Source organism: Rubricoccus marinus, assembly GCF_002257665.1.
Classification (GTDB): Bacteria; Bacteroidota; Rhodothermia; order Rhodothermales; family Rubricoccaceae; genus Rubricoccus; species Rubricoccus marinus.
Map to the genome: position 1 here is coordinate 2,552,073 of NZ_MQWB01000001.1, position 14,764 is coordinate 2,566,836.

Below are 14,764 nucleotides of genomic sequence, written 5' to 3' on the forward strand. Positions count from 1 at the left end.
CGGCGGGGCCGTTCACTGTATACCCCTCTCCGAAATGGCGCGCGGGTCCTCGCACACCGCCGCACATAGAGACACGAAGGGCGCCGCAGTTCGTACTACGGCGCCCTTCAGTCACGGCTTTGAACGCCCTCTACCGAATCACAGATACCCGCTGCGACGCTGCGAGGCCGTCGCCAGAGGCGCGAATGAGGTAGGTGCCCGGCGCGAGCGCGCTCGCGTCGAACTCGAGCGGCATCGCCTGCACACCAGCCATTGGACCATCGAAGAGGACCGCGACCTTGCGGCCGAGCGCGTCGAACAGCTCGACTGTCACGTCCTGCGCCTGCTCCAGGGTGAGCTCTACGCGCCCAACCCCACGAACCGGGTTGGGGTAGGCGGGCGAAAACGCACCGCCGCGGGCGATGGCCTCTTCGATTGATGTCTCGGAGGGCGCCCCGAAGCGGGCCGTAAAGCGGAGGTCCAAGAACGGGTTGGACAGAGGGCCTGCTCCGATGGGTCCGCCAGAGGTTGAAATCACAGCCTGCCCGCTTGTGTACGGGTTTGGAGCCGTAGACGCGTTGCCGACGATGGTAAAGTTGTCTCCCGTGGCGTCAACGAAGACCGTGTAGAGGGTGCCCTCCGCCACGTCGAACCCTCCGAGGGGGAACGTAAACGTCGCGAAGAGGCCATCGGCCGGAAGCGTGACGTTGAAGTCGCCGGTGAAGAGCTCCGTACCGCCAGTCCCCTCCCCTTCGAACACGCTCAGCGTGATCGGCACCTCAGTGCCTGCGTTGGAGGGAGTCCCGAAGTTGTTGGCGATCGCTAGATCGATGTCGATGAACTCACCGTCGCACGTCGCGGTGAAGCTCTGGCCGAGCTCCTGAGCCGTCCCCGTGCTTGTTGCGGTGTCTCCGTTCCCGTACGCGGAGGTTCCTACCACGTTTGCGACCTGAGCGCCGGCAGCGCAGTCCGCAAGCGGGCTGCCAAGGTTCGCATGTGCGCCGATACGAGGCGTTCCGACGAGAGACGCTACGCGTGCCTCTCCCTTTGCAGCGCTCCCTGAGGGCGCAACGCTCTGCGAGAAAGCAGGCCCGCCGACCATAAGTGCTAGAAGCACAGGCGTGTAACGATACTTCATACTCCTTAGAAAGTGGTGTGGATGGGGAAACTTGTGACAGTCGCCACTTTCGCGAGGATACATCAAGGTTCTGCGAAGGAGAAGCACTCCTCCTTCTTCAGGCACTTCCCCATGGCCCCAAGCCTTCCCCTTCCAAGGGCGTGCGCGCCGCGATAAATATGCGCGAGGGAGGAGGAGCCCGTCGCAGCCCCTCGTTTTCGCCAGAGGCTACTCCCCGATCACGTAGTTCTCCGGAGGCTCGGCGCCGAGAAGGTGCTCCACGAAGTAGTCCCACCGGCGGCGTGTCATATAGTTCGACGCGCGGCCGAACCCGTGGCGAGCGTTGGGGAACATGATGAGGTCGAAGTCCTTGTTCGCGTCGATCAGCGCTTGAACCACGAGAAGCGTGTTGTACGGCGGCACGTTGTCGTCGAGCATGCCATGCGCGAGGAGGAGTTTGCCTTTGAGGTTGGCCGCGAGGTCCTGGTTGGCCTCTGGCGCGTAGTTGTCCGTGTCGCCGTCGCGGACGAGGAGGCCCTGGTAGCGCTCGCCCCAGTCGTCCTCGTAGTTGCGCTGGTCGTGGTTGCCAGACTCCGAGATGCCGACATCAAAGAAGTCCGGGTAGCGGAACAGGGCGCCCGCGGCGATAAAGCCGCCGCCGGAGTGGCCCCAGATGCCGACGCGGTCGATGTCGATCCACGGGAATTGCCGCGCGAGATCCTGCATGCCCGCGACCTGGCTGGGGAGCGTGTTGTCACGGCCCATCGCGCCATAGTAGGCGTCGTGGAAAGACTTGGATCGGCCAGGCGTGCCCATGCCATCAATGCTGACGACGACGAAGCCGAGTTCGGCAAGCGCCTGCCGGTCTCCCCACGAAGCGCGGAACGAGCGGCTACCGATGCTCCCGCTCTGCGGGCCGGGATAGGCCTGGTTGATGATCGGGTATTTGGCGTTGGGGTCGAAGTCGGTCGGGCGGAAGAGGAGACCGTAGAGCTGCGTTTCCCCGTCTGGGCCGGTCATCTGGACGCGCATCGGTGGCTTCCAGCCGTGCGCTTCGAGCGCCGAGATGTCGGTCGTCTCCAGCTCCATCACGAGCCGGCCGTCGCGGTCGCGCAGTTCGACGACTGGAGGCGTGTCGGCGCTGGAGTACGTGTCCACGAGATACGCGCCAGAGGCGGCGATCTGAACCGAGTGGTCGCCCGCCTCTGGCGTCAGCGAGACCTGCTCGCCGCCGTCCAGGCTCGCGCGGTAGGCGTGGCGGAAGTACGGGTCTTGGCCAGGCTCGCGACCCATCGCCTCGTACCAGACGGTGCGCGTGTCCTCGTCGATACGGAGGATGCGGCTGACGGGGCCTTCGCCCGAGGTGATGCGGTTTTTGAGCGCGCCGGTGTCGAGGTCGTAGAGGTAGAGGTTGCTCCAGTCGTCACGCTGGGAGTTCCAGACGATCTCGCGGGTGTCCCAGAGCACGTGCCAGCCGGTGACGGACTCGAAGTGCGTCTCCTCGCTCTCGGTCAAGATGTCGCGCACGGCGCCGGTGCGGGCGTCGGCGAGGCGGATGGTGACGGACTTGTGATCGCGGGGCGTGGATGCGAGGGCGAGTTCGGTCCCGTCCGGGCTCCAGTGGTAGTCGTCCATGCTCAGATCGTCGCCCAGCGTGGCGCGGTGGTACTCCATCGGCAGCGCCAGAGGCGTCACGCGCTGCGCGTCCACGTCGATCACGACGCGGCGGAGCATGGCGACGGCGCTATCGCCGGGCAGCGGGTACTTCCACTGCTGCAGGACCGGCGTGCCGACGGTCGTTTCTACGAGGTACATCTCCCCCACCTCGCGCTCGTCCTGCTGCTGCGTCGCGATCATGCGGCCGTCCAGCGACCACTTGAGAACGGGCCGGTCACTTTTGCGCCAGCCGGCGTTGTCAGTCGCGTAGCCGTAGTTCTCGACGCCGTCGGTCGTGAGTTGCGTTTCCTCGCCAGAGGCCACGTCGCGCACCCAGAGGTTCCAGTTGCGGATAAAGGCGGCGCGCGAGCCGTCAGGCGAGTACACCTCGGTCCGCGAGAAGCGGCGCATCATCTCGGCGCGCGCGTCGGGCTCGCGGCGGTCGCCTCTGGCGTCGCAGGATTCCGCGTCCAGGTCGCAGACGTAGTGGGTGTCGCCGATGTCGACGCCGATGCCGTCGTCCATCACCCAGAACGAGGAGAACGGGAGCGCGCTGGCCTCGATGGCCTCGCCTCTGGCGGCGGAGAGCGCGCGCGCCATCGTCTCGGGATCGAAGGCGACCTCGCGCGTGCCTCGGGCGGGATCCACGACGACGAACTCGGCGCCGGAGGCCGTTTCCGCCTTGTAGGTGAACCGACCGTCGTCCTGCCACGTGGGGCTCACGCTCCCGCCGGTCACCAAGCCGTTGGTACCAGAATAGAGGAAGCGCTCGGCCTGGGCGTAGTCCTCGGCGGTAACGCGAGGGCGTTCCTGAGCGAACGCGCCAGAGGCCACGAACAGGGCGGCGAAAACGAAGCGGGCGAGGCGGGGGGCGGTCATCACGTCGGGGGCGGTGAAGCCCTGAATGTAGCCGCCCGGGAGGGAGAGCCCGCGCCTCTGGCGGCGAGCCGGCCGCCCCCTGCGCCTGCCGGGCACCGGGCGAGGCCGAGTTGCCCGCGCGTGTCTTTCCCAAGGCCTCTGGCGCTAGAGGCGTTATCGCGAGACCGTGAACCGCTGCACGCTTGTCGCGCCGCCAGAGGCCAGCCGAGCCATGTACACGCCCGGCGTGAGACTGCGAGCGTCGAACTGCGCCGTGTGAGCACCGGCCGTGTGCAAGCCCAGAGCAGCGACAGCGACCTCGCGCCCGAGCGCGTCGTAGATCACGAGCGAAGCCTCGCCAGGAGCAGGGAGGGTGTAGTTCAGCGTTACCGCACCAGAAGCGGGGTTGGGCATTGGCGCGAGCAAAGACAGAGCCTCTGGCGACGTGGCGCCAAAGGCGGTGACCTCCTGCGTGAAGTCGTACAGGTACGCAGCACCGCATCCGTTTCCCTGAGCGCACCCTACCCCGTACGCTCCGACGAGCGCGCACGACCCGGAAAGGGCGACGCTACGACCGAAGCGATCTCCGTGTTTTTCGTCCGAGGCGACGAGTCGGGTCTCGCGCCAGAGGCCGCCTTCGAGGTCGTAGGCGTATGCGGCTCCGCACGTGCCCGTGGAGCACTGGCCGGAAAGCGCTCCTACGAGCGCTCGGTCACCTTCCAGTGCTACGGAATATCCGAAGCGCCCGCCCCAATCTGGGACCATGTCTGAAGCCTCGAGCTTCGTCTCGATCCATCCGGTGTCGCTGTGGTCGTAGACGTACACCGCCCCACACCAGAGACTCACGTCACAGTCCTCACGGTCGGCACCGACGAGGACTCGGCTCCCCGACAGAGCAACGGCGTACCCGAATTGCACACCGCTCGCATCGGCCACTGTGAACCGGGTCGCCTCAAGCCAATCCTCACCGTCGAAGTCGAATACGTACGCTGACTGGCCCGAGCCCACCACCGCGCGGTCTCCCTCCAACGCGACAGCGTGGCCCACCCTGAAGTCGACGCCTCGGTCTATGGGTACGACCTTCGTGCCTTGCCAGGTGGAGCCGTCGAAGTCGAACACGTAGGCCGCTCCGCATTCGGTCCCGTCTCCACACCGTTCGCCTCTGGCGCCGATCAGAACGCGGTCCCCCGAAAGGGCCACCGACTGCCCGAAGTGGTTGTCCCAGTTCTGATCGGTAGGCAGAAGCCGCGTCGCATTCCACGAGGCGCCGTCATAGTCGAGAACGTACGCCGCGCCGCAGTTTCCTCCCGCGTCGCACGACTCCCCCGGATTTCCGACCAACGCCCGATCTCCTTCCACGGCAACAGGACGGCCAAAGAAGTTGACGGATGGAGCGCCAGGCAGTTCAACTCGGGTTTCCTCCCACGTCTCCCCGCTCCGGTCGAAGATGTGCAGAGCCCCGTTCCGCGCGCTGACCACCGCGCGGTCATCCGAGAGGGCGACATTATGGCCAAATCCGTTGCGTTCTACCGTAGTGGGCGAGAGTTGTACTGTTTCCTCCCGCCCACTCTCTGTAGATCCAGTCTGCGCCGAGACCGTGCCAGGGAGAGACAGAGCGAGTGCAGCGGCGAGAGCGTAGCGAACGAGCATGAGCGCGGGTGCACATGTAATAAGTGCCTACAAACATAGAGAGAGACAACCGCAAGAGGCCTCTGGCGGATCAGCCCAGCCCCACGCGCTCGAAGATGGCGTCCGCGTTCCGGATCTGGTAGGCCGGGTCGAAGGCGTCCGCGATGGCCTCTGGCGAGAGGTGCGCCGTAATCCCGGGCGCGCCGTCGATAATCTCGCGGAACGAGCGCCGCTCGCGCCACGCCTCCATCGCCAGAGGCTGCACGGTGTCGTAGGCCGCCTCGCGCGAGAGACCGGTCTCGATCAGCTTGAGGAGCAGACGCTGCGAGTAGACGAGCCCGTAGGTGCGGTCCAGGTTTTCCGCCATCCGGTCCGGGTTGACCGTCAGGTTCTCGATGATGCGCGCCATGCGCGCCAGCGAGTAGTCCAGCGCGATCGTCGCGTCGGGCAGGATCACGCGCTCGACGGACGAGTGGCTGATGTCGCGCTCGTGCCAAAGTGCCACGTCTTCGTAGGCCGCCACCATGTAGCCGCGCAAGAGGCGCGCCATGCCGGTCAGGTTCTCGCTGCCGATGGGGTTGCGCTTGTGCGGCATCGCGCTGCTCCCCTTCTGGCCGCTGCCGAACGATTCCTCGGCTTCCAGCACTTCGCTGCGCTGCAAGTGCCGGATCTCGACGGCGATGGTCTCGATGTTGGCGCCGATCAGCGCGAGCGCGCCGAGGTACTGCGCGTGCAGGTCGCGCGGGAGCACCTGGGTGGAGACCGGCGCGGCGCGGAGCCCCAGCTTCTCGCACGTCAGCCGCTCCACCTCTGGCGGGATGTGCGCAAACGTCCCGACGGCGCCCGAGAGCTTGCCGACGCGGACGGCCTCAGCCGCGGCGTCGAAGCGCTCTAGGTCGCGCTGCACGGCGTCGTAGAAGCGGGCCATCTTGAGCCCGAAGGTCGTCGGCTCAGCGTGGACGCCGTGCGTGCGGCCGACGCAGAGCGTGTGCTTGTGCTCGCGTGCCTTCGCACCCAGCACCTCGCCCAGCCGCACGAGCCCCTGGCGCAGAATCTTGTTTGCGCGCAAGAGGCGGACAGACTGCGCGGTGTCCACCACGTCCGTCGAGGTGAGGCCGTAGTGCACCCACTTTTTCTCATCACCCAGCGTCTCGCTCACGGCACGCGTAAACGCCACCACGTCGTGCCGCGTGTCCTTCTCGATCTCGTGGATGCGGTTGACGTCGAAGCCCGCACCGGCGTAGAGCTTGTCCACGTCGGCCATCGGGATCAGGTCCGTCGCCTTGGCCCACGCCCAGGCGGCGGCGAGCTCGACATCAAGCCAGGCCTGGAACTGCGCCTCTTCGGTCCAGATGGCGCCCATCTCGGGGCGGGTGTAGCGGGCGATCATGGGGACGAGGTGTTAGGGACTGGGGGACTGGCAGAAGATGCGCTCGCCGGCGCCTACCTCGGACTCCGAGGGCGCCAGAGGACCCTCCCAATCTGCCGACGCCAGAGGCCTCTGGCGGGGAACGCTGGGCGAAGACGGCATCGCTGGCTCAAGTGTGGTTCTGGCGCCAGAGGCCAGGCGTCGCGCTTGGCTGAGGGGAGGGCGTATGCGATACGCCTACAGGAGACCGCGCGCGGCGCCAGAGGCAGAACGGGAGGCCTCTGGCGGAACAAATCGGGCGGCGCCCCTCCTCATCCCTCATCCCTCATCCCTCATCCCTCATCCCTCATCCCTCATCCCTCATCCCTCATCCCTCTACATCAACTCGCTTCGCCGGTCTCGGAGGTACTTGTTGAGCAGCGCGCGGGCGCGGAAGATGTGCGCCTTGACGGTCCCGAGTGGGAGGTCGAGTTCGACCGCGATCTCCTCGTAGCTCTTTTCCTCTTGGTGCCGCATCACGATCACGCGGTGATACTTCGGCGGGAGGTCCGCGATGGCGGCCGCGATGATCTCGTTGCGCTGGTCCATCACGAGATGCCGGTCGGGCCGGTACGTCGTGTCGGGAAGCTCCATCTGCATCTCGCCGTCGCGCGTCTGCACGGGCTTGTCGATGGAGACGGTCTTGAGCTTCTTGCGTCGGATGTGGTCGATCGTGTGGTTCGTCGTGATCCGGTAGAGCCACGTCGAGAAGGCGTACTCCGGCGCGTAGCGCTCCAGCGCCTTGAACGCCTTGACGAACGCCTCCTGCACCAGGTCCTCCACAATGGCCGAGTCGCGGACCATCTTGGCGACGTGGCGCTGCAGCGGCTGCTGGTACTTCGTCATCAGCGCGCCGTAGGCGCTCTGGTCTCCCGCGAGCGCCTGCGTCACGTACACGCGGTCCTCTTCGCTAGAGGCGGACGGAGGAGCGGACGACGGCTGAGACATGGGCTGACGCCAGAGGCGAAGACGGACGCGCGCAAGCTACCGTGGCGCGCTCGCGGGTGCTCGCCCTCTAGCGTGCCACCATCACCACCAGCAACGCGCCGCGCCTCTGGCGGTCTCCGGAACTCACCACCCGCCGGCGCCATGTCTTCCCGCTCCCGCACGATGCCCTCCATCCCCACCGCGTCCATGTCCGACGTGGCGTTCCTCCTGCTCGTGTTCTTTCTCGTCGTGACCGCCTTCCGCGAGGACATCGGCCTCCGCACCGATCTGCCGCCGCTGACCGAGCAGCGCGAGGGCGTGCGCGAGATCCTCCACGTCCAGATCTCCGCCTCTGGCGAGATGGCGGTCGAGGGCGAACCTCTGGCGCCAGAGGCCGTGCGCGAGCGCGTGTCGACGTTCGCCGCAGGCGGCGGGCCGGTCGAGGTAAAATCCCACCGCCTGGCACCATACGCGGCCTACGTCGGCGCGCTGGACGCCGTGCTGCAGGGACACCGGGACATAGGGGCCACGCCCCGGCTCTCGCTGCCGCAGCCGGCGGAATAGACCCTCCGGCCGACCAAGGGGCCAAGGCACCCACGGAGACGCACGAGGCCTGTAGGACAAACTCTATACCTTCGGCCCGGTGGCTGCTGTCGCCAGAGGCCAAAACGTTGCGAGGCAGGGGATAGAGCCCTACGGCGGGTTCTCGGTGCTGAAGCAGACCCGCCCATCCGGCGCGACCTTCGCGCCGCGCACTCCGGGCGTGCGTTTGCTCCCACCACCCTCACTTGCCATGCTGTCCCGACTCTTTTCTCTCGCGTTCGCGCTCACCCTTTTAAGCGCCTGTGATACCGGCCAGGACGGAACCGACGCAATGGTCACCGTCACGGGGTCCGTCACGGACGAGAGCGCCTCTTCCCTTACATCGAGCGCGTCGTCGGCTCCCGTCGAGGGCGCCACCGTTACCGCTTCTCGGGTCTCCGCCAGAGGCTCGCTTTCTGCCCTCTCAGGTTCTGCCACGACCAACGCGAGCGGTCAATACACGCTCACGACAGACGCCACCGCGGACGCTACGGTCATCGCGGCCACGCGCCAGAGCTTCGCCGCGCGCGCGCTCCTCGAAGCCGGCGCGGCCTCTGGCGCGCAGGTCATGGCCCCGCCGATGACGGCCGAAACCAGCGCCGAAGCCGACGTGTTCGTGGCCGTCCGTGCTCGCGAAAGCGCAGCCGACGCTGCGGACGTCATCCTGTTCGTCACCGCCGACGTCGCGGCCGACATTCGCGCCGCCGCCACGACCGCTGCCGATGTGGCCGCCTCGATCGACGCCGCGCTCGCGGCTGAGGCGTCGGCCTCTGGCGCGTCGTCATCCGAGGCTGAGGAGGTTGAGACCACGCGCCGTGAGAACGCAGCCACGTTCCGCGTAGCGCTTGCCGCGTCCTCGAGCTCGAGCGCCCGCGCGCAGGCGTTCTCGCGCTTCGAGACCGACTACGAGGACGCGTTCGCCCAGACCAGCGTGACGCTGAACGCCAGGGCCAGGGCGTCCCAGGCTCGGACCAAGGCGCTTATCCGCTTTAGCAACAACCTCTCTGCACAGGCCCGCCTCTCCATGCGCCGCCGTGCTCGCATCGCAACGGCACGCACGACGGCCCTGGCCGTGGAGGCCGCGTTCCGCGCCAGAGGCGCATCCAACGCGCGGCTCACGGCGCTGGCGCAGGCCCGAGCCAACCTGATCGCGTCGCTGGAATCTGCGGGCAACGACAACGCGCAGAACCAGGTGGAAAGCACGTACGCCGCTGTTGTCCGCGCGGAGCTCGCGCAGGAGACCAACCTCTCGGCCGCGCAACTCAGCGCCGCCGCGCAGGCGTCCTCCGCCGCGCGAGCAACGTTCAACACGGCACTCGCTGCCTCCCCCTCGGGCGCGACGATCGGGACCGCAACGGTCTCGTACTTCAGCGCAGTCGAGAGCGGCGCCCGGACGGCCTTCGGGGCGGACGCCAGCCTCGCCATCGAGGCCTTCGCGCTTGTAAGCCTGTATTGAGCCTTTCCGCCAGAGGCCGCCATCGAGGTGGCCTCTGGCGACGGTTTCGGTCGCGCCTACCGTTTTGCTCGGCCGGTCTGGGTTACGCCAGAGGCCTCCTCTAGAGGTTCTGGGCCGTTGGCGACCACTTGAGAACCGTCAACTGCCCCGTGCCGTCGCTGGCGTAGACGTAGCCGCTGGCGGAGGGCAGCGTGGCGCCCCAGTTGCCGTCCATCGTCACGTCGTCGTGGCGCGGGTAGGTGTCGTGGTGCGCGACAACAGTGGGCGAGGCTGGGTCTAGGAGATCCAGCACGTACATGCCGGCGGTGTAGTGCGAGACGAAGGCGTAGCGGCCCCGCACGAGCGCGTTGTGCGCGATGCGGTTGGCGCCCAGCCACTCCCCCACGAGCGTCGGGTTGTCCAGGTCCTCCACGTTCCACACCTTGAGCGTCTTTTCCGCCGTCTCCTCGGTCGTGACCACGTGGCGGCCGTCGTCGGTCGGCCAGATGTTGTGGACGTAGCCCGCCGCCGGGACCACCACGCGGCCCTTGAGGGCGGGCGCGGCCTTGTCCGTCATGTCCCAGACGGAGAACGACGGCGTGCGGCCTTCGGCGACATAGAGCGTGTCGCCTCTGGCGTAGATGTCGTGCACGTCCGGCACCTCCACGCTGCCGACGAAAGCGGGCGCAGCGGGGTTCGCGAGGTCCAAAACGTGGATCGTGGAGCCGTCCGAGTTGAGCACGTAGGCGTGCCCCGTCACGGTGTCGATCGACAGGTTGTGTGAGGACACGAGCGCGTCGTCTGGCCCGCGCACGACGGCCACTTCCTCCGCGCGGTGCGGCAACCCGCGGAGGTCGATGACCTGTAGGCCCTCGCTCCGTCCGTACGCTTCAGTGACGACGTATGCGAAGCCGCCGTAGGTCTTGATGTCGCGCCAGAACCAGCGCGCCCGCTCCGTCGGCCCCGGGATCTGCGCCACGATCTCCAGCGAAGGCACGGCCACGATGGAGACGCCCTCCAGATCGCCCATGATGGCGTACTCCGCCCCGTCGCCGGCCACGTAGCCCCACACGTCGGAGCCGCCCGTCTCGATCTCGCTGTTCACGATCGCCGGCAGATCGACCGTCCCGATCAGTTCGAGGCTCTGGGCACTTCCCGCCAGAGGCGCGAGGCAAATGGCGAGGGCGAGGAGGCGATGCATAGCGGCGGCGTGGGTGACGTGCCGGATGGTACGGCCTCTGGCGCCAGCGGCGATCGCGTCTGCGCAAACGGCACTCAAGGGCGTCCCGCGATGCCCTCAAGACTCTACGGACCGAGCTGCCATTCGCGCAGCGGGTGCAAACAGACGAGGCCTCTGGCGGGGTTCGCCAGAGGCCTCGCGGATTCAACAGGGCGCTTCTGGCGCCAGAGGCGCGTCAGAGGCTACGCGTTCACGCCCAGCACGTCGTCCACGCTGTCGGACGTGATGAAGTGGTAGCCCGGACGCGCGGCGCGGTAGATGCGGTCCGCGATGGGCTTGCCCCACTCGCTCGCGGCGAGATCGCGGAAGAGCGGGAGGACGAACTTGCGGCGGCCCTGGGAGGTGAGGAACAGCTCCAGAGATGGCACCGCCGGGTCGTATTCGTTCGCGATGGCGGTCTTGAGCCACGCGAAGCGGATCTCGCTGTTGCCCGTATCGCTGAAGCCGAACGCCTCATCCAGGTTGGCGAGTTGGACGGGCTTCAACTCGCCCGGAAGCGACTGCATAAAGTGCAGCCACTCGTGCGTGCTCCAGCCCTCGGTCTCCAGCTCGCCCGGAGCCGTCCCGCTGGCGAACGCCTCCGCCTGCGCCTCGGCGCGAGCGAACGCGGCCGACTCTACGCGCGGCGCGTTGGCGGGAAGGCCCGGTCCGTCGATCCACGCCTCCGGGTTGACCTCGTCGCGCAGGGCGGGGTTGCCCTTGAAGAGGTTGGCGTCGAGGTCCGCCAGAAGCCGGTCCGTCGTCATGGGCTGGAAGGCATGGCGGTCGAAGTAGCCGCGCAACCACGCGTCGAACGCCTCGCGGCCGGCGGCCTCCTCCATCGTGCGGAGGAACAGCGCGCCCTTGTCGTAGGCGATGGCGTTCATGCCATCGTCGGGGTCACGGCCGACGAGGTTGAGGCGAAGGTGCTGATCGGCCTCGTCAAGGCCGGTGATCTCCTCGTCGAGCCCGGTGCGCGAGAGGCTTTCGAGCATCTGCGCGTACTCCGGGCCGGAGACCTCCTCCATGATGCGGTTCTCGAAGTAGGAGGTAAAGCCCTCGTTGATCCAGAAGTCGTCCCAGGTGGCGTTGGTGACGAGGTTGCCACTCCACGAGTGCGCGAGCTCGTGCGCGACGAGGCTGACGAGCGAGCGGTCGCCCGCGAGGATCGTCGGCGTGGCAAAGGTCAGCAGCGGGTTCTCCATGCCGCCGAAGGGGAAGCTCGCGGGGAGCACGAGGACGTCGTAGCGGCCCCAGCGGTACGGTCCGTACAGCTCCTCGGCGGCGTCCATCATCGCGTCCACGTCCACGAACTCGCTCGCGGCGGACTCCACGACGGTCGGCTCCGCCCACACGCCGGTCCGCTCGCCGATCTCGCGGAACTCCAAGTCTCCAATCGCGAGCGCGATGAGGTACGGCGGCACGGCCTTGTCCAGTTCAAAGCCGAACGTCCGCGCGCCCTCGCCAGAGGCCACGGGATCGTCGCCGTTGCCCTCGGCGCTCATGACGGCGGTGAGGGATTCGGGGACCGTGATCTCGGCCTCGTAGGTCTGCCGGATGCCGGGGCTGTCCTGCGTGGGCACCCACGTGCGCGTGAGGATGGCCTGGCCCTGCGTGAACAGGAACGGCTGGCCGCTGGCGGTCTGCTCCGGGCGGAGCCACTGCACGGCGGCGGCCTCTGGCGAGGTGCGGTAGCGGACCGTGATGGTCTCGCCGCTCTCGGGAATCTGGACGGTGAGCGGCGCGCCGAGAAGCGGGTCGGACTCTCCGACCTCGTAGGCGAGCGAGTCGCCAGAGGCGTCCATCACGCCTTCGATGGTCAAGTCCCGCACGTCGAGCACGATCTCCTCGGCGCCCTCGGCGGCCTCAAACGTGAGCGTGGCCATGCCGCTCAGTTCTTTGAGGTCGAAATCAGCGTCGAGGTCCAGCGCGACGTGCGTGACGCGCGCCTCCTCAGGCTTCGCGTACGAGTGGACGTCTGTGGGGAGCGGCGCCTGCTCGGCGGCCTCGCCAGAGGCCGCGGGCGCAGCCTCGTCCCCGCCGGTGCGGCAGGCGGCGAGCGTAACGAGGAGGGCGAAAAGGGAGAGTCGGGCGATCACGGGCGTGCGGGTGAGGACGGGGCAAGGTACAGGGCGCCAGAGGCACCGGACTGGTGCGGGAACGCGGGAGGCGGGCGAAATCGCGTGGCCTCCGGCACTGCGGGGCGGGTCCGCTTTCGTGGCGTCTTGCCTTGCCTCTGGCGCCGGCACCGCGCACCTTGCGCGCCGCCTGACCCGAACCCCGTGCTCTTTCTCGCTCTCGCCGTCGCCTGCAGCCTCGGCATCGCCATGGTCTTCAAACTCGCCGAACGGCGCGAGTACGACCGAACGGCGCTCTTGACCGTCAACTACGCCGCAGGAGCGCTTCTCGCGATCGCGCTGCAGGACCCAGGGCAGGCCGAGACCATCACGCCGGGGCTCGTCGCGCTCGGCGTGGGCCAGGGCGTGCTGTTCATCGTGGGCTTCTGGCTGTTCTCTCTCGCGATCCGGCTGGCCGGGATGGGCCTGGCGGCAGGCGTGATGCGGCTTTCGGTCGTGATCCCGGTCCTGGCCTCGTGGGTGATCTGGGGCGAGATGCCCGCCGCGCTGCAGTTCGTCGGCCTCGTGCTGGCGGGCGGCGCGTTCGTGCTCGTCTCGCGCCCGGCACCGCAGGACGCCGCGCCCGAGGCCGTGCGCGGCCCCGCAGCGCTCGACGCGGCGCACGAGCCCGCTGCGCCAGAGGCGGCCTCTGGCGGCAAGACCGCGCTCGTGCTCGGGCTGCTTTTCCTCTCCGGCGGGCTCGTGGATACCCTCATGAAGGCCTTCGACGAAGGCTTCGCCGCCACGGTCGACAAGTCGCTGTTCCTCCTGTTCGTCTTCGGCGTCGCGTTCGTCGTCGGTGCGGTGGCCGTGGTGGCCTCTGGCGTGCGAACGGGCCGGTGGCCGCGCGGTGGCGCCCTTGTCTGGGGCGTCGGGTTGGGGATCATCAACTACGCGTCGGCGGACTTCCTCTTGCGCGCCGTGGCCGTCCTGAGTGGGCCGGTCGTATTTCCGGCCAACAGCGTCGCCATCGTGCTGGGCGCGGCGCTGCTGGGGTGGGTGATCTGGAAAGAGCGCCTGAGCCGCGCCAACCTCGTCGGCTTGGGCCTCGCCATCGTCGCGCTGGCGTGCCTCACGCTGGGACAGACGCCAGAGGCGGACGAAACGACGGAGCCGCCGCGTTCCATCGCGTCCGTACCCTCTGGCGATGACTGATTCCCCTCCCGGCCGGCCCGATCCCCGCCCCGACCGCTTCCACGTCCCACGCCGCTGGGTGCTGCCTCTGGCGCTGGCGGTCCTCGCCATCGTGGCGCTGCTCGTCGCGCCGTTCGTGGCCCGCGCGATCATCCCGGCCTTTACCGAGACCGACGTGCAGACGACGGTTATCAGCACGATCCAGAGCGAGTCGCCAGAGGCCTTCCTGGTAACGGGCACGCTGCGCTCGGCGGTGACGACGTCCACGCGGTCCGCGACGACGCTGCTGCCGGGCTTTCTCAACCTGGAGTTGGGCCGCGGCGAGGTGGAAGTCCGTGTCCCGGGGCGCATCGCGTACGGCATCGACACACGCGAGATCACGGCCAGCGACGTGCGCCTGCTCGAATCCGAGAGCGGCGAGCCCATCGTGCAGGTCCAGCTTCCGGCCCTCTCGGTGTTCTCCGTCGAGCCCATCTTGGAGCAAGCCGGGATCCGCGCCGAAACGGGCGGGTGGGTCAAGCCCAGCCGGGACGCCGAACGCGAGGCGCTGCGCTCGGCACTCGGGCGCCTCCGCCCCACACTTCGCGAGCAGGGCGAGACGCACCTCCGCGACAACGTGCAGCCGTCGCGCAACACCGCCGAGGCGGTCGTGGCGCAGCTTTCCGGGCCTCTGGCGGCGCTGGGGCTGGAGCGCCCCACGTTC

The 14,764-nt window shown here is 67.9% G+C and carries 12 protein-coding genes; 4 read left to right on the forward strand and 8 right to left on the reverse strand.

What is annotated here, in order from left to right; all coding sequences use genetic code 11:
• Window positions 1–130: 130 nt before the first annotated feature.
• The 6 genes from BSZ36_RS10865 to BSZ36_RS10885 form a co-directional block, all read right to left on the reverse strand.
• Entirely contained in the window at window positions 131–919 is a 789-nt protein-coding gene (locus tag BSZ36_RS10865) for a T9SS type A sorting domain-containing protein (RefSeq protein WP_179271142.1), read from the reverse strand.
• Between the two features lie 405 nt (window positions 920–1,324).
• On the reverse strand, window positions 1,325–3,631 hold the full coding sequence (locus tag BSZ36_RS10870) for a S9 family peptidase (protein WP_094548824.1): 2,307 nt from the start codon (window positions 3,629–3,631) through the stop codon (window positions 1,325–1,327).
• 153 nt (window positions 3,632–3,784) lie between these two features.
• Entirely contained in the window at window positions 3,785–4,969 is a 1,185-nt protein-coding gene (locus tag BSZ36_RS10875) for a T9SS type A sorting domain-containing protein (RefSeq protein ID WP_179271143.1), read from the reverse strand.
• 361 nt (window positions 4,970–5,330) lie between these two features.
• Entirely contained in the window at window positions 5,331–6,629 is a 1,299-nt protein-coding gene (gene purB / locus BSZ36_RS10880; RefSeq protein ID WP_094548828.1) for an adenylosuccinate lyase, read from the reverse strand.
• 12 nt (window positions 6,630–6,641) lie between these two features.
• Complete coding sequence (locus tag BSZ36_RS20015) at window positions 6,642–6,770, reverse strand: hypothetical protein (protein ID WP_281253150.1); 129 nt, start codon at window positions 6,768–6,770, stop codon at window positions 6,642–6,644.
• A 213-nt stretch (window positions 6,771–6,983) separates the two neighbouring features.
• Window positions 6,984–7,595 carry an RNA polymerase sigma factor gene (locus BSZ36_RS10885; protein WP_094548830.1) on the reverse strand — a complete coding sequence of 204 codons (612 nt, stop codon included), beginning with the start codon at window positions 7,593–7,595 and terminating at the stop codon, window positions 6,984–6,986.
• Window positions 7,596–7,736: 141 nt separating this feature from the next.
• Here BSZ36_RS10885 and BSZ36_RS10890 point away from each other — a divergent pair, with 141 nt between their 5' ends.
• Window positions 7,737–8,138 (forward strand): biopolymer transporter ExbD, encoded by a 402-nt coding sequence (locus BSZ36_RS10890; protein WP_094548832.1) that lies wholly within the window; start codon window positions 7,737–7,739, stop codon window positions 8,136–8,138.
• A 229-nt stretch (window positions 8,139–8,367) separates the two neighbouring features.
• Window positions 8,368–9,612: a hypothetical protein gene (locus BSZ36_RS10895; RefSeq protein WP_094548834.1), complete on the forward strand. Its 1,245-nt coding sequence runs from the start codon at window positions 8,368–8,370 to the stop codon at window positions 9,610–9,612.
• Between the two features lie 100 nt (window positions 9,613–9,712).
• Here BSZ36_RS10895 and BSZ36_RS10900 read toward each other — a convergent pair whose 3' ends face one another.
• Together BSZ36_RS10900 and BSZ36_RS10905 are read right to left on the reverse strand one after the other, a co-directional pair.
• On the reverse strand, window positions 9,713–10,792 hold the full coding sequence (locus BSZ36_RS10900; RefSeq protein WP_094548836.1) for a choice-of-anchor B family protein: 1,080 nt from the start codon (window positions 10,790–10,792) through the stop codon (window positions 9,713–9,715).
• Between the two features lie 221 nt (window positions 10,793–11,013).
• A complete protein-coding gene (locus BSZ36_RS10905) occupies window positions 11,014–12,909 on the reverse strand; it encodes a M1 family metallopeptidase (RefSeq protein ID WP_094548838.1) in 1,896 nt (631 codons plus the stop codon).
• Between the two features lie 183 nt (window positions 12,910–13,092).
• Between BSZ36_RS10905 and BSZ36_RS10910 the strand changes: the two genes are divergently transcribed.
• Both BSZ36_RS10910 and BSZ36_RS19420 read left to right on the forward strand, forming a co-directional pair.
• Entirely contained in the window at window positions 13,093–14,082 is a 990-nt protein-coding gene (locus BSZ36_RS10910; RefSeq protein WP_094548840.1) for an EamA family transporter, read from the forward strand.
• Window positions 14,075–14,764: DUF4230 domain-containing protein (locus tag BSZ36_RS19420; RefSeq protein WP_094548842.1), on the forward strand; the 690-nt coding region annotated here is incomplete at its 3' end. The genes BSZ36_RS10910 and BSZ36_RS19420, both read left to right, overlap by 8 nt.